General features: G+C 66.2%; 16 protein-coding genes. 10 read left to right on the top strand and 6 right to left on the bottom strand.

Going from position 1 to position 14,839, the window contains the following annotated elements; genetic code table 11:
* Nucleotides 1–70 precede the first annotated feature (70 nt).
* Nucleotides 71–409, top strand: coding sequence for a hypothetical protein (locus tag sphsw_RS13890; protein ID WP_042467360.1), 339 nt, complete (start codon nucleotides 71–73; stop codon nucleotides 407–409).
* Nucleotides 410–433: 24 nt separating this feature from the next.
* Here sphsw_RS13890 and sphsw_RS13895 read toward each other — a convergent pair whose 3' ends face one another.
* A complete protein-coding gene (locus sphsw_RS13895) occupies nucleotides 434–1,168 on the bottom strand; it encodes a Crp/Fnr family transcriptional regulator (RefSeq protein ID WP_031395205.1) in 735 nt (244 codons plus the stop codon).
* A gap of 132 nt (nucleotides 1,169–1,300) precedes the next feature.
* Nucleotides 1,301–1,885, bottom strand: a complete 585-nt coding sequence (locus tag sphsw_RS13900; protein WP_052380954.1) for an arylesterase — start codon at nucleotides 1,883–1,885, stop codon at nucleotides 1,301–1,303.
* A 166-nt stretch (nucleotides 1,886–2,051) separates the two neighbouring features.
* Here sphsw_RS13900 and sphsw_RS13905 point away from each other — a divergent pair, with 166 nt between their 5' ends.
* The 5 genes from sphsw_RS13905 (at nucleotide 2,052) to sphsw_RS13925 (ending at nucleotide 7,836) form a co-directional block, all read left to right on the top strand.
* Nucleotides 2,052–2,771: an ABC transporter ATP-binding protein gene (locus sphsw_RS13905; protein WP_031441129.1), complete on the top strand. Its 720-nt coding sequence runs from the start codon at nucleotides 2,052–2,054 to the stop codon at nucleotides 2,769–2,771.
* Nucleotides 2,768–5,266 (top strand): ABC transporter permease, encoded by a 2,499-nt coding sequence (locus sphsw_RS13910; RefSeq protein ID WP_031441130.1) that lies wholly within the window; start codon nucleotides 2,768–2,770, stop codon nucleotides 5,264–5,266. The genes sphsw_RS13905 and sphsw_RS13910 overlap by 4 nt, the downstream gene beginning before the upstream one ends.
* Nucleotides 5,267–5,408: 142 nt before the next feature.
* Nucleotides 5,409–6,557: a YihY/virulence factor BrkB family protein gene (locus sphsw_RS13915; RefSeq protein ID WP_081874342.1), complete on the top strand. Its 1,149-nt coding sequence runs from the start codon at nucleotides 5,409–5,411 to the stop codon at nucleotides 6,555–6,557.
* Nucleotides 6,538–6,924 carry a ribonuclease HI family protein gene (locus tag sphsw_RS13920; protein WP_031441132.1) on the top strand — a complete coding sequence of 129 codons (387 nt, stop codon included), beginning with the start codon at nucleotides 6,538–6,540 and terminating at the stop codon, nucleotides 6,922–6,924. The genes sphsw_RS13915 and sphsw_RS13920 overlap by 20 nt, the downstream gene beginning before the upstream one ends.
* Before the next feature lie 204 nt (nucleotides 6,925–7,128).
* Entirely contained in the window at nucleotides 7,129–7,836 is a 708-nt protein-coding gene (locus sphsw_RS13925; protein ID WP_031441133.1) for a Crp/Fnr family transcriptional regulator, read from the top strand.
* Here the strand turns inward: sphsw_RS13925 and sphsw_RS13930 are convergent.
* The 4 genes from sphsw_RS13930 to sphsw_RS13945 are packed head-to-tail and all read right to left on the bottom strand — an operon-like array spanning nucleotide 7,833 to nucleotide 11,674.
* The gene (locus sphsw_RS13930) at nucleotides 7,833–8,582 is read right to left on the bottom strand and encodes a 3'(2'),5'-bisphosphate nucleotidase CysQ (protein ID WP_042467347.1); all 750 of its coding nucleotides are present in this window, start codon (nucleotides 8,580–8,582) and stop codon (nucleotides 7,833–7,835) included. The two genes, sphsw_RS13925 and sphsw_RS13930, sit on opposite strands and share 4 nt — an antisense overlap.
* Nucleotides 8,579–10,492, bottom strand: a complete 1,914-nt coding sequence (gene cysN / locus sphsw_RS13935; protein ID WP_031441135.1) for a sulfate adenylyltransferase subunit CysN — start codon at nucleotides 10,490–10,492, stop codon at nucleotides 8,579–8,581. The genes sphsw_RS13930 and cysN overlap by 4 nt, the downstream gene beginning before the upstream one ends.
* Nucleotides 10,492–11,436 (bottom strand): sulfate adenylyltransferase subunit CysD, encoded by a 945-nt coding sequence (cysD, locus tag sphsw_RS13940; RefSeq protein ID WP_200874041.1) that lies wholly within the window; start codon nucleotides 11,434–11,436, stop codon nucleotides 10,492–10,494. Before cysD ends, cysN begins: the two co-directional genes overlap by 1 nt.
* A gap of 22 nt (nucleotides 11,437–11,458) precedes the next feature.
* Complete coding sequence (locus sphsw_RS13945; RefSeq protein WP_031441137.1) at nucleotides 11,459–11,674, bottom strand: hypothetical protein; 216 nt, start codon at nucleotides 11,672–11,674, stop codon at nucleotides 11,459–11,461.
* A 161-nt stretch (nucleotides 11,675–11,835) separates the two neighbouring features.
* Here sphsw_RS13945 and sphsw_RS18390 point away from each other — a divergent pair, with 161 nt between their 5' ends.
* The 4 genes from sphsw_RS18390 to sphsw_RS13965 all read left to right on the top strand — a co-directional run bounded on the left by sphsw_RS18390 (nucleotide 11,836) and on the right by sphsw_RS13965 (nucleotide 14,795).
* Nucleotides 11,836–12,453 carry an HNH endonuclease gene (locus sphsw_RS18390; RefSeq protein WP_052380944.1) on the top strand — a complete coding sequence of 206 codons (618 nt, stop codon included), beginning with the start codon at nucleotides 11,836–11,838 and terminating at the stop codon, nucleotides 12,451–12,453.
* A gap of 196 nt (nucleotides 12,454–12,649) precedes the next feature.
* Complete coding sequence (locus sphsw_RS13955) at nucleotides 12,650–13,597, top strand: hypothetical protein (RefSeq protein ID WP_031441139.1); 948 nt, start codon at nucleotides 12,650–12,652, stop codon at nucleotides 13,595–13,597.
* A 110-nt stretch (nucleotides 13,598–13,707) separates the two neighbouring features.
* Nucleotides 13,708–13,926 (top strand): hypothetical protein, encoded by a 219-nt coding sequence (locus sphsw_RS13960; RefSeq protein WP_031441140.1) that lies wholly within the window; start codon nucleotides 13,708–13,710, stop codon nucleotides 13,924–13,926.
* Nucleotides 13,927–14,042: 116 nt separating this feature from the next.
* The gene (locus tag sphsw_RS13965) at nucleotides 14,043–14,795 is read left to right on the top strand and encodes a hypothetical protein (RefSeq protein WP_031441141.1); all 753 of its coding nucleotides are present in this window, start codon (nucleotides 14,043–14,045) and stop codon (nucleotides 14,793–14,795) included.
* Nucleotides 14,796–14,839: the final 44 nt, after the last annotated feature.

Genomic DNA, 14,839 nt, shown 5'->3' on the forward strand with positions numbered 1-14,839 from the left:
TTACGCTTGTCACCCCGCCGGCGTTCGTGCGAACGCCGCGACACCATTAAACAATGCTGCGATGCACCATATGCCTGCTTCTTCGACACCCGGTTCCGTCCCGAGCAACGCCAACGCGCTGCTGCTGCAAGCGATCGCGCTGCGCCAGTGCGTGACCGCGGTCTACAACCGGATGCATGTCAAACTCGCGCCGCATATCCTGTTCACGCGCCATGATGACGTGTTCGTCGACGCGGTCACGCTGCAGCGCGACGGACAGCCGCCCAAGGAGATCAAGCTCGGCACGTTCAAGCTCGCCGGGCTGAAGGATATCGTCGTGATCGACGAGGGGTTCCGGCCCGACGCCGTCTTCAACCCGCACGACATCAAATATGAGGGCGTGACGCTTTTCGTCGTCGAGCCGAACTGACCGCCAAACGGACTGGCGCCGTCGTTACGGCGCCGGCGGCAGCCATGCCGTCTCGATCTCGCCGTAGCGGTCGACAAAGCCCGTCCGCCGCATTTGAAGCTCCGGGTCGAGGATCCGGACTCGTCGACCGTTGCGCTCGATCACGCCGTCACGCTCGAGCGCACGGATCGTCCGGTTGACGTGCACCTTGGTCAAGCCGAGCGCATCGCCGATATCGCTCTGCGTCAGGGGCAGGTCGAAGGAGTCGATCACGCCACCGGCAGTGACCCGAAGACGCGCCAGGATATCGAGCAGGAGCGTGGTCAGCCGCTCCGCCGCACCTTTGCGGCCGATCGAGGTGAGCCGGTCGCTCATCGCGACATTCTCCGCCGCGGCGATGGCATAGAGCAGCCCGGCGAGCCGCGGCTGCTGGCGGAAGATCTGGCCCAGATCGGCCTTGGGCAGTTCGGTGACGGTACAGTCCGACACTGCGGTCAGCGTTGCCGAAGCCTGCGACCAAGCGATGCTCGACGTGCCGATCAGGTCGCCGGCATAGTGGAAGCGCAGGATCTGGCGGCCGCCCGCTGCGAGCCTCGCCGCCGAATGCAGCCAGCCATAATGCACGACGAACAGCGCATGGCTCGTCCCGCCCTCGGCCATCAGGATCTCGCCGGGTTTGAGCCGGATCTCGCGTTGCTCGGCGCGCGAGATCGCGGCGCGTTCCTCTTCCGTTAGCGCAAGATGGCGTTCGAGCCGCGCGATCAACCCACTTCGATGCATCGTTCCGCCCCTGCATTCGCCCTTGTCGGCGGCCCCTGTCGGCTGCCCATCTCGGCTGCCCGTTGCGGCCGCTCGTGACCCCATGCTCAACCATGCGGTTCGTCCGGTCGTCAACAGGCGGATTGGTCCGTATCAGCCTTTATCGAGCTGTCCCAGAATGATCGGCGTAAATCGGTCAGCGATCCGATCGATGCCGCGTGTGTTCGGGTGGACATGATCGCGCTGCATCAGCGCAGCGTCGCCGATCACGCCATCGAGAATGAAAGGATAGAGATCCGCACCATAGGTTTTGGCAAGATCGGGCCAGATCGTGTCGAACGCCGCCTGATATTCGGGACCGAGATTGGGGGGCGCCCGCATGCCCGTCAAAACTACGGGGATATCGCGGCGGCGCGCCTCGTCCATCATCGCGGTCAGGTTGGCGCGGGTCTCGGCAGGCGCGATCTGACGCAGCACGTCGTTGCCGCCCAGGCCGAGCAGGATGAGATCGGGTTTGCGGGGCAGGCTGTCCAGCGTGAAGATAAACCGCTGGCGCCCGGCCGCGCTGGTGTCGCCCGAGACGCCGGCATTGACGATCGTCGCGTTGACGTCCTTGCGGCGCAGCGTCGCCTGCAAAACGTCGGGCAGGCTGTGACCGCGCGCGACGCCGTACCCCGCGTACAGACTGTCGCCAAAGGCCAGGATCAGGCGCTCGCGACCGGCCGGCGCGGGAGGCATCGCGACCGCTGTACCATCGACGGCCGTGTCGCTGCCCGCGCCGCGGGTGGCCGCCACAGGGGCCGGGCTATCCGCCGCCCGATCGCACCCCGCGAGGACCAGCGCTTGGAGAACCGCGGCGACTGCCACATATGAAGGCCTGTATCGCTCCAACGTAAAGTGCTCCATGTCCCGATCAACCTCCGACGATATGGTGATATCGGCCCGCAATGTCACGCTGACGCTCGGCAGTGCGAGTGCAGCGACCGCGATCCTCAAGGGCATCGATCTCGACATTGCGCGGGGCAGCAGCGTGGCGCTGCTCGGGCCCTCAGGGTCGGGCAAATCGTCGCTGATGGCGGTGCTGTCCGGGCTCGAACAGGCGAGCGGCGGAGAGGTCGAGGTGGCGGGACTCGATTTCGGCGCGCTCGACGAGGATGCGCTGGCACGCGCGCGGCGTGGTCGTATCGGCATCGTGCTTCAGGCATTTCATCTGTTGCCGACGATGACCGCGCTGGAAAACGTCGCCGTCCCGATGGAGCTTGCCGGCATGGCCGATGCGTTCGCACGCGCCGCCGATGAGCTGGAGGCGGTCGGGCTCGGCCACCGTACCGGGCATTATCCGACCCAGCTGTCGGGCGGGGAGCAGCAGCGTGTCGCGATCGCCCGCGCGCTGGGACCGCGGCCGGACCTCGTCTTCGCGGACGAGCCGACGGGCAACCTCGATGCCGCGACGGGTGCGGCGGTGATGGACCTGCTGTTCGATCGACGCGCGGCGACGGGCGCGACGCTGATCATCATCACGCATGATCCGGTCCTCGCGGCGCGGTGCGACCGGGTCGTCGAACTCGGTGACGGGCGTATCGTCCGCGATCAGTTGCGGTCCGTGACGGGCGCGAAGGCATGACCGACTGGCGGCTCGCCTGGCGTCTGGCCAGGCGCGAGCTCAATCTGCGGTTCCGCGGCCTGCGACTGCTGCTGGCCTGTCTGTTCCTGGGGGTCGGCGCGCTGGCGGCGATCGGCAGCCTGACCCGCGCGATCGACGGCGAACTGGCAAGTCGCGGCAGCACGATCCTGGGTGGCGACGTCGAATTCGCCACGTCGCAGCGCGCTGCGACATCCGAGGAGCGTCGCGCGATGGCCGCGCTCGGCACCGTATCGGAGACGGTGCGCATGCAGGCGACGGCGGTGCGCGGTACGGCCAGCGTGCCGATCGAACTGAAGGGCGTCGACCGCGCCTATCCGTTGTACGGCACCGTCCGGTTTGCCGATGGGGGCGCAGCGGAGCCGCCGCGCGACTCGGGGATCTGGATCGCGCCCGCGCTCGCCGACCGGCTGGGCGTCGGCCGCGGCGCCCGGATCCGGCTGGGTACGGCCGAGTTCGTGGTCGACCATGTCCTCGCCGAGGAGCCTGACCGGCTCGGCGAAGGCTTTACGTTGGGGCCCGTCGCGATCGTTTCGCTGCCCGGGATTGCGCGGACCGGCCTGATCCAGCCCGGCAGCCTGTACGAGACCAAATATCGCGTCCGCCTCCGGTCGGGACTCGCGCCCACGCGCGCGGTCGACCGGATCAAGGCGGCATTCCCGTCGGCGGGCTGGGAAAGCAAGACCCGCGATCGCGCGGCGCCCGGTGCCGAGCGGTTCGTCCAGCGGATGGGCCAGTTCCTGTTGCTCGTCGGACTCTCCGCGCTCGTCATCGCCGGTATCGGCGTCGGGAATGGGGTCTCGTCCTATCTCGCCGCACGGCGGCAGAGCATCGCCGCGCTCAAGGTGCTTGGTGCGACGTCCGGGATGATCGCCCGGGTCTATCTGATCCAGATCGTCGTTGTCGCCGGGATTGGCATTCTCGCCGGTTTGATTGCCGGCGCTGCGGCGGTGCCGTTGATCGTCGCGCTCGCGGGCGACGTGCTGCCGGTCGCGCCGAGCTTTGCGGTGCAGCCCGTGCCGCTGCTGCTCGCCGCCGCTTATGGCATGGTGATCGCGCTGGCGTTTACCGCGCCAGCACTGGTCGAAGCCGGAAGCGTGCCGGCGGTCGTGCTGTTGCGTGGCAGTGCCGGCCAGCGGCGCGTACCGTTGCGCCGGACGCTGCCCTGGGTCGCCGGTGGCGGGCTTGCGCTCGTTGCGCTCGCGCTGCTGACCGCGGAACAGCCCGGGCTCAGCGCGGGGTTCCTTGCGGCGGTTGCGGCCGTGCTGCTCCTCCTTGCCGGGTTCGGCTGGGTCATCCGGATCGCGGCTGCGCGGTTGCCGCGGGCGCGCCAGCCTTTGCTCAGGCTTGCGATTGCAGCACTGCACCGTCCTGGCGCTCGGACCGGCACGCTGGTGGTCGCCCTCGGCCTGGGGCTGACGCTGTTCGTCCTGCTGGCGGCAATCCGGACGAGCATCGATGCGAATATCGCGCAGACCGTTCCGCAGCGCGCGCCTGCGCTGTTTGCGCTCGACGTCCCGCCGCAGCGCGAAGCCGAATTCCGCCGGACGGTCGCTGAGGCCGCGCGCAAGCCGGTCGTGACCACCGTGCCCGCGATGCGCGGCACGATCACGGGCTATGCAACGACGCGTGTCGCCGATCTAAAGACCTTGCCGGAAGGCGCCTGGGCGCTGCGTGGCGAACGTGGCCTGACCTATGCCGAGACGCTGCCGGACGGCAGCCAGATCACCGCCGGGCGCTGGTGGCCGCGCGGCTATGCCGGGCCGCCGCTGGTGTCGATCGACGAGCGGCTGGCCAAGGCGCTGGCTCTGAAGATCGGCGATCCGATCCAGTACAGCCTGCTGGGTGTCGAACGGAGCGCGCGGATCGCCTCGTTCCGGCGGATCAGTTGGGATACGCTCGGCTTCAACTTCGTCATGGTCTTTTCCCCCAACGCGATCGCCGACGCGCCGCATAACCTGGCGGCGACGATCGATCTCGACCGTGGCGAGGAGGGGGCGGTGATGCGCGCGCTGCTGCCGCGGTTTCCGTCTGTTTCGGTGATCGAGGTCCGCGACGTTCTGGGGCAATTGCGAACGATCGTGGGGCAGATGGCGACCGCGATCACCGCGGCGGCGTCGGTCGCGATCCTCGCCGGCATCGCTGTGCTGATCGGCGCAATCGCCGCGGCGCGTGAAGCGCGGACCTATGACGGGGTGATCCTGCGCACGCTCGGCGCGACTCGCCTCCAGGTGCTCGGCGTCCAGGCACTCGAATATGCGTTTCTGACGGTGATCCTGTCCGCGGTGGCGCTGCTGCTGGGGCTGGGGGGGGCGTGGTATGTCGTCACGCAGGTCTTCGCGTTCTCATGGCTGCCGAGCTATCCGGCGGTGGTCGCGACGCTGGTGGCGGGCGCGGGGCTGACGATGGCTATTGGGCTGATCGGGGCCTGGCCGATCCTGAGTGCGAGGCCGGCCCGGGCGTTGCGCGACCTCTGACCTGTTCCGGTCGCGGCACGAAATCGCGGCCGCGGCGTTTGCAAGGGATCGGGACGGCGCGATGGGCGGCCAAGGGGATTTTTGAGTGAGCAATGCAGTGGCAAACGGCGACGCGCCCGTCGACGCGACGAGCCCGTGGTCGATGTCTATGGCCACCTGGTGGTCGGTGCTGAAACGCAGCTGGGCGGAAGCCAGCGACGACAATATCGGGCTGATCGCCGCCGGCACCGCCTTTTACGCATTCGCGGCGATCGTGCCGCTGCTCGCCTCGATCGTGCTGATCTACGGGCTGGTCGCGGACACGGCGACGGTCGTCGCGAATATCCGCGGTCTGTTCCAGGTGCTGCCGGCGGACGCGGCCAAGGTCATCGGCGACCAGCTCGCCACCGTGGTCGGAACGTCGGAGGGCAAGAAGGGGTTTGGACTGATCCTAGCACTCGCGCTTGCGCTCTATGGTGCGTCGAAGGGGGCATCGTCGATCGTCACGGCGCTTAACATCGCTTATGAGGAACGCGAGACCCGCGGGTTCTTCGCGCTGTATATCCTCGCATTCTCGATCACCGCGGGCGCCGTGGTGCTGGCGCTGACTGCCGCGCTGTCGACCGCGGCCTTCGCACTGCTCGACAGCATGATTCCGGGGGCTCCCGATTTCGTCCTGACGCTACTGCGGCTTACCAGCTATGCGGTACTGGCAATGCTCGCAGTCACCGCAGCGGCGTGCTTGTACCGGTACGGGCCGAACCGCGCGCATGCCAAATGGGCATGGCTGACCCCGGGGTCGCTTGCAGCGACGCTGATCTGGCTCGCCGCGACTATCGGCTTCGGTTTCTACGTCGCAAATTTCGGGAATTACGGCGCGACCTACGGCTCGCTGAGCGCGGTGGTCGTGTTGCTGACCTGGCTGTGGCTGTCCGCCTATGTCTTCCTCCTCGGGGCCGAGCTCAACGCCGAACTCGAGCATCGCACCACCCGCGATACGACCACCGGGCCCGAACGTCCGGCCGGTGCGCGCGGTGCCGCCGTCGCCGATGCTACGGTAACGGCGCCCCCTCCATCAGACACACCCGAGATAGCAGAGCCGCGGCGTGGCGTGCGAACGGCGCAGACCGCGGCGGCATCTCGTGCCGCGCGCGCGCCGATGCCGTCGGTTCTCCTCGCGGTTGGCGGGCTTGGTGCACTGCGTCGAGGTTCCGGCAAGGCAGGCATAATCCTGCTGGTCGTCGGCGGCGCGCTCGCCTGGGCGGGCCGGACCTCCCCGGAGGGTGACGACGATGCCCAGCGTTCCGCTTAAGCTGTTCTTCGACGGCGGATGTCGTCCGAACCCGGGGCGCATCGAGATCGGCGTCGTTGTTCGCGGCATGACCCATATCCTGGATGATTGCGGCCACGGCACCAACAGTGATGCGGAATGGCTGGCGGCGATCCATGCGCTGAGAGTCGCCCGCGAGCTTGGCGCGGTCTCGGTCGATCTGCGCGGGGACTCCGCGCTGGTGGTGGGGCAGGCGCGTGGTACTGCGCGCTGTCGATCGGCTGAGCTTCGCGCGCACCGCGACGCCTTTCAGGCGCTTGCCGCGACGTTCGAGACGGTGAAGATCCGCCATGTCGGCCGGTCCCACAATCTTGCCGGGATTGCGCTGGCCCGCCTGCATCCGCGCTGAGCGGCAGGCCCTCTAACCAACCCCCGATTGACAGTGCTGGTCGTGGCGCGCCAGCCTGCTATAGCGCTACCATCGCTGGCTCGTTCCTGACCGCCGACGACAGAGAGATGCGCGCGCTCCCGTCACACCGACTGGAGAACTGCGTTGGCCATCGCTCCATCGTCCCCGACCCCCGCAAAGACTGCAACATCGCCCCTCGCGCTGATGATCCGGAAGCTCGAGACCCATGCGACGCTTGACCGACGTGATCGCGAGGCGATCCAGGCCCTGCCGCACCATGTCCGCACGTTCGATGCATCCGCCTATCTCGTCCGCGAGGGCGACAGTCTCCAGCATTGCTCGGTGCTAGTCTCGGGCTATGCGTTTCGCCAGAAGGTCACCGGCGACGGGTTGCGGCAGATCGTGTCGCTGCACATTCCCGGCGAGCCGCTCGATCTCCAGCATCTGTTTCTCGATCTCGCGGACCACAACGTCCAGACGCTGACGCGCGCCGAGGTGGCGATCATTCCGCGCGCAGCGCTGCAGGAACTCGCCTTGTCGCATCCTGCGATCGGTCACGCGCTGTTCGTCAACACGCTGGTCGAGGGATCGATCTTCCGCGAATGGGCGCTGAACGTCGGGCGGCGCGACGCCCGGACCCGGCTGGCGCATTTCCTGTGTGAAGTCGCAGCGCGGCTCGACGCTCAGGGTCTCGACGGGGTCAGGGGCTATGAGCTGCCGATGTCACAGGAACAGATCGGTGATGCGCTCGGGCTGACCGCGGTCCATGTCAACCGGACGATGAAGCTGCTCGAAAGCGAAGGGCTGATCGTCCGCACCAGACGATGGATCAGCATTCCCAGCTGGACCGCATTGCGCGAGGTCGCGGACTTTTCGAGCCGCTATCTCCACGCGAGGTCCAAGGCCGACTAGTCGCGCTCTGCGGCCAGGGCCGCGAGGATCGACGCGGCCAGCTCGGGACGGCAGATCAGGAGATCGGGGAGCAGCGGATCGACGCAGTTGTAGACCAGCGGGCTGCCGTCGATCCGCGACGCATGCAGCCCCGCGGCGATCGCAACCGCAGCCGGGGCGCAATTGTCCCATTCATACTGACCGCCGTCATGCAGATAGGCGTCGGCCCGGCCATCGACGACGGCCATCGCCTTGGCACCCGCCGATCCCATCGGCACCAGCGTCGCCCCCATTGCGACACCGACACGACGTGCGATGTCCGGCGCTCGCGAGCGGCTGACGACGATCCGAAGCGGTTCGCCAGCGGGTGCCCAGGGCCGTGCCGGATCGTCGGTCGCGAAGACCGCGTCGCGCGCAGGCACCGCGACCGCACCGACGCGCGGGACGCCATCGATCGCGAGGCCGATATGCACCGCCCAGTCGTCGAGGCCCTCGGCATATTCGCGCGTGCCGTCGAGCGGGTCGACGATCCAGACGCGCCGCGCCGCACAGCGGCTGCGATCGTCGAGCGATTCTTCGGACAGGATGAAATCGTCCGGGCGTTCGGCGCGCAGCCGGTCGATGATCAGCATATTGGCCTCGCGGTCGCCCGCAGCCCCCATCGCCGCCCCCGCGATCGTCCCTCGCGCCCGGATTTCCTGCAGAAGCGCGCCTGCCTCTAGCGCCACCGAGCGCGCGAGTCCGGCATCGGTCAGGTCGGTCGTCACAGGTCGTAGCTCCAGACGCCGATGACATGTTCGACGATGCGCTCGGCCGCGGCCTCCGGGCTCTCGCGGGTCGTATCGATCCGGATGTCGGGACGCTGGGGCGCCTCATACGGGCTCGATATACCGGTAAAGTCGGCGATCTCGCCCGCGCGTGCCTTGGCGTAGAGTCCCTTGACGTCGCGCGCCTCGGCCGAGGCGAGCGGCGTGTCGATGAAGATCTCGACGAACTCGCCCGGAGCGACCATCGAACGCACCATGTCCCGCTCCGCGCGGAACGGCGAGATAAACGCGGTCAGCACGATCAGCCCGGCATCCGCCATCAGCCGTGCGACCTCGCCGATCCGGCGGATATTCTCGATCCGGCCGGCCTCGGTAAAGTCGAGGTCGCGGTTGAGCCCGTGACGGATATTGTCGCCGTCGAGCAGGAAGCTGTGCCGGCCGAGCGCGAACAACTTCTTCTCGACCAGGTTCGCGATCGTCGACTTGCCCGAGCCCGACAGGCCGGTGAACCAGAGAATCCTGGGTGACTGACCCTTTTGCGCGGCATGCGCCTCGCGCGTGACGTCGATCGATTGCCAGTGGACGTTCTGCGCACGGCGGAGCGCCGATCCGATCATTCCCGCCGCGACGGTCGCGTTGGTCGCGCGGTCGATCAGGATGAAGCCGCCGAGATCGGCACCGTCGGCATAGGGCTCGAACACGATCGCCCGGTCGGCATAGACCTCCGCGACCCCGATATCGTTAAGCGCGAGCGTCGAGGCGGACAATTCGGCCTGCGTGTTGACGTCGACGACGTGACGCGGCGGCTGGACCGTCGCCCCGACGACCTGCGTGCCGAGCTTCAACTGATAGCCGCGGCCCGGTACCAGCGGCGTGTCGGACATCCAGACGATGGTCGCGAGGAACTGGTCGGCGGCCTCGGGCGGCGCATCGGCGGCGGCGATCACGTCGCCGCGCGAGCAATCGACCTCGTCGGCGAGCACGATCGTCACGGACTGGCCGGCGACCGCCTCGGTCAGGTCACCGCCGAGCGCGACGATCCGGGCGACGGTCGTCGTCTTTCCCGACGGGACGACGCGGACGCTGTCGCCGGGACGCACGGTGCCGCTGGCGATCATGCCGGCAAACCCGCGGAAGTCGAGATCGGGACGATTCACCCATTGCACGGGCAGCCTGAACGGCTGCGCCTGGCGCGCGTCGACGTCGATCGGCACGGTCTCGAGATGCGCGAGCAGCGGCAGACCGGTGTACCAGGGCATCGTCGCGGCCTGGGTCGCGACATTCTCGCCGGTCAGCCCCGACAGCGGGATCGCGGTGAAGCGGTCGATACCGATCGATGCGGCAAAGGCGCGATACTCCTCGACGATCGCGTCGAACCGCGCCTCGTCATGGCCGACCAGATCCATCTTGTTCACCGCGAGCACGATCTCGCGGATGCCGACAAGGTGCGCCAGATAGCTGTGACGGCGGGTCTGGGTCAGCACGCCCTTGCGCGCATCGATCAGGATGACGGCAAGGTCCGCGGTCGACGCGCCGGTGACCATGTTGCGCGTATATTGCTCGTGCCCCGGCGTGTCCGCGACGATGAACTTGCGCTTTTCGGTCGAGAAAAAGCGATAGGCGACGTCGATCGTGATGCCTTGCTCCCGCTCTGCGGCAAGACCGTCGACCAGCAGAGCAAAGTCGATATTCTGGCCCTGCGTGCCGACCCGGCGGCTGTCCGCCTCGAGTGCTGCGAGCTGATCCTCGAAGATCGTCTTGGAATCATACAGCAAACGGCCGATCAGCGTCGACTTGCCGTCGTCGACCGAGCCGCAGGTGATGAAGCGCAGCATCGACTTGTTCGCATGCGTGTCGAGATAGGCGTCGATATCCGACGCGATCAGCGCCTCGGGCGTATAGGCGGACATCAGAAATACCCCTCGCGCTTCTTCCTCTCCATGCTCGCCGCCTGATCATGGTCGATCGCGCGGCCCTGACGCTCGCTGGTCGTCGTCAGCAGCATCTCCTGGATGACGTCGGGCAGCGTCGCCGCCTCGCTTTCGACCGCGCCGGTCAGCGGGTAGCAGCCGAGCGTCCGGAAGCGGATCGACCGATCGACCGCGACTTCGCCTTCACGAAAGCGGAACCGCTCGTCATCGACCATCAGCAGCATCCCGTCGCGCTCGACGGTCGGGCGCGGCGCGGCGAAGTAGAGCGGGACGATCTCGATCCCCTCGGCCAGGATATATTGCCAGATGTCGAGCTCGGTCCAGTTGGACAGCGGGAAGACGCGGATGCTTTCGCCCTTGGCGATCCGCGTATTGTACAGGCGCCAGAGCTCGGGGCGCTGCGCTTTCGGATCCCAGCCGTGACTCGCCGAGCGGAAGCTGAAGATTCGCTCCTTGGCGCGGCTCTTCTCCTCGTCACGCCGCGCGCCGCCGAACGCCGCGTCATAGCCGCCCGCAGTCAGCGCCTGCTTCAGCCCGTCGGTCTTCCACATGTCGGTGTGGCGGCTGCCATGGTCGAACGGGTTGATCCCGAGCGCTTTCGCCTCGGGATTGGTGTGGACGATCAGCTCCATCCCGGCTTCCGCTGCCGCACGATCGCGCAAATCGTACATCGCGCGGAATTTCCACGTCGTGTCGACATGCAGCAGCGGGAAGGGCGGACGCGCGGGGAAGAACGCCTTCTTCGCCAGATGCAGCATTACGGCGGAATCCTTGCCGACCGAATAGAGCATCACCGGGCGCTCGGCCTCGGCGACGACTTCGCGCAGGATGTGGATGCTCTCGGCTTCGAGGCGTTGCAGATGTGTGAGCCCGGTCATTGCGTTCCCAGATAGGCCCGCGGACGCGGTGTGCGACGAACTTATACTGTTGGCCGCGAAAGCGCGATCAGTCGCGCGACTGGTCGACCGAGTCGATCAGCCGCCCGCCCGCCATGAATACCGCGGTCGAACAGGCCGCCGCGAGCAGCCAGCCGCCATAGCCCGGATACTGCTCCAGATAATGGCTGCCACGTTCGACCGCCCCGAGACCGAGCCCGTAGATAACGAGATACGCCTCGAACTTGGTCTTGATCACGAACAGGCGGCAGAAACGTTTCCACATTGCCGCAACCTAGCAACGGTCGTGCCAAGCGCGGAATTGCGCCGTTTGCGCAGGGTCGGGGTTGGTTAATTGTCAATTAACCCGACACCGCAGAAATCTGCGCTTCTGACGCGAGAATACCAGAAAACCTCCGCTGTTTCCACCGAGAGAAGGGGTGTGAAATGGAAAACCGTCTGAGCGTCATTCCGATTAATTCGTCGGCCCGTTTAGGGCTGGCTCACGAAGCGATCCTGACCTTCCTGGAGTCGGAGCGCGGCGCCGAGATAGAGGCGCGGTTCTGGGTGAAGGTCGCCGTCGGCGAGGCTCGCGACTGCTGGGACTGGACCGCGGGCGTCAACGCCAAGGGCTATGGCCGCTTCAAGATCGCATCCCGAGAAGTCCGCCATGCCAACCGCGTAGCCTGGACGATCGCCAACCGCCGCGAGCCCGGCAAGCTTATCGTTCGGCATAGCTGCGACCGGCCTGTCTGCTGCAATCCTCGGCACCTGCTGATCGGGACGACGCTGGACAACACGCGTGACATGATCGAGCGGGGCCGGGCGCGCCTCCCGGACCAGCGCGGCGCGAACAACAATGCCACCTGTCTGACGCTCGCGGATGTCGGCGAGATCGTCGAGGCGTTCCGCCGGCGGGAAGACAATGTCGATATCGCTGCGCGTTATCCGGTCGGGCATTCGATGATCAGCAGGATCCGCACCGGACGATCCTGGCAGACCGAGGCCGCGCGATTCGGCTGGGGCCCGGCGATCGCGGCGCTCGGTCAGGAGGACGCGGCATGACGCGGCTATATCTCAAAAGGCCTCTGCCTTCGGAGGGAAGGGGACGGCACGTATTTGAGCCATTTACGTGCCTTTACGGCACTAGCAAATGCAGAACGCGCGGGGAACACGAAGAGAACAGGCGTGCTTTGCACCGGACTTGCACCGGACCGCTTCGCGGGCCCCTGCGCTTGGCTCGCGCCGCTGGGTGTGCAGCATGACGCATTACACGCTGTACAGCGGTGGGCAGGGATCGTTCCGCGCCGCGAAGGTCGCTCGCGCCCAGCACCCCGACGCCGACCATCGGCTGGTATTCACCGACACGCTCTATGAAGATGCCGATACCTGCCGGTTCCTGATCGAGAGCGCGGCCAACGTCTTCGGCCGCACGCTCAATTGGACGATCGATGCCGAGGCGGCCCCCGACTATCGGGCAGCGGCGGGCACGCTGATCGAGGATTATTGCGGCAACCCGGATTGGCGCGCGTGGCTTGCAGAGATCCGCGAGCGCGCGATGGCGGATATTCCCGAACTGATCTGGCTGGTCGAAGGTCGCGACCCGTGGGAGGTGTTCCGAGACCGCCGATACCTGGGTAACAGCCGGATCGATCCCTGCTCGGAGATGCTGAAGCGGAAGTTCTTCGCGCAGTGGCGGGCAGAGAATTGCGACGCCGAGGCTGACACCTTCGCGATCGGCATCGGGGACTGGGAGTCGCATCGCTTCGACGATGGCGAAGGCGGGGGCGTCGGTCCGCGGATGGTTGCGGAAGGGTGGGCCTATTGCGCACCGCTGTGCGGCGACCCAACAGAGCATCCGAGCCTGTTCTATGCGCCCGTCGAGCAGCTGGGCGTCGCTCCGGCGCGGAACTACGGGCTCGGCTACGTTCATGACAACTGCGGGGGCATGTGTGTCAAGGGCGGACAGGCCCACTGGCAGAACCGCCACACGAGGCAGCCCCTCCGCTTCGCCTATGACGCCATTATGGAGCGGAAGGTGCGTGCGTACCTCGGCGCCGACGTCTCGATCCTGACGGACCGGCGGAACAAGGAAAAGAAGCCAATGACGCTCGACCAGTTCGCGCGCCGGATGCGCCGCCGCCCGGACCTGCTGTTCGACTATCTGCCAGGCGAGAGCGGCTGCGGCTGCATGACAGGTGCCGCATGAAGCGCGTTGCGGTCCCCAGCTACCCGGTGAGCATCTTCATCGCTGGCGACGTTTGGTAGGCAGAGACGGCTTGCCTCGACTACTGCGACGAGGTCGGCCTTTGCGTCACCGTGACCGAGACGACCTATTGCTACACGGGCGGCGAAGAGGCGGCGGTGATCGTGGGGCTGATAAATTACCAGCGCTTCCCGTCTGATCCGACCGCGATCTGGCAGCGAGCAGAGCAGCTGGGCTCGATCCTTCGCGAGCGGCTGAAGCAGGATAGCTACACGATCCAGGCGCCCGACAAGACGGTCTGGTTCAGCCATCTCCCTGTGAACGCCGCATGATCATCGACACCCTTAATCCTGGTCCAGGAGAATGGCAGCATGGTCAGCCGATCGGGTGCTTGGCACCGCGCGGGGATGCGTCTTGCGAGAAGCGAACGGTGGCGTAAACGTGGAGAATGGCTGATTCGATCGAAATTGCTGAGCCGCTCAAGCGGATGACGGATCTTGTGAAGGTTGCGGCCGCCCTCTCCAAGGAGGCGCCCCACCTCGGCAAGATCGTCCAGAAAGCTCTTAACGCGCAATCATGTCTTGTGGACATGCGTATGGTCACTGGGTTTCTTAAAGCGCTAGATGAAATACGGTCTAGCTGGCGGCGGCAGGGAACCGAGTATCGAACTAACACAGAAACGGCTTTAGTCGTCGCTGCGGTTTCGGCTTATGCCCGGGCAACCTTTACTCAAAGCGAGCATGGAGACCGAGGTGGGTTCGATATTCGAGCAAAGCTGAGCGCCGAAGAGAAAGTGGAACATATGCACCTCATAGATGTGCGCAATCAGGTGCTTGCTCACGTCTACCCAGATCGAGAAGTTTCCGGGGAAATCTGGCACACTGTATCGCTCGTCTTAGTCGAGCAGGAAAGTGGCGGATGGCTGCCGGCGGCTGCGGGCCATCGCCTTAACCGAGATGAGGCAACTATCGAGCGGTTGCGCAGAATGGCCCCGATAGCCGACCGTATCATCCGAGATGGACTGCAAAAGCGTATGAACCGGTTGGTCATCGAGCTACAGGAATTACAGAAGGCCTGCGACGTAATCTCGGTTTTCGTCGCAAATCCGTTTGACGCAGAATTGAGCTTTGGCAGCGCCGATGCCGCAAGCGCTCTCTCTGGTGAATACCGGGCGGGCGAATACATCCACGGATACTTTTAGCCTCCCGTACTGCAGCCGAGCTCCGGCCCTTCCTCATCAGGATA

This window comes from Sphingomonas sp. FUKUSWIS1 (genome assembly GCF_000733135.1).
Classification (GTDB): Bacteria; Pseudomonadota; Alphaproteobacteria; order Sphingomonadales; family Sphingomonadaceae; genus Sphingomonas; species Sphingomonas aerolata.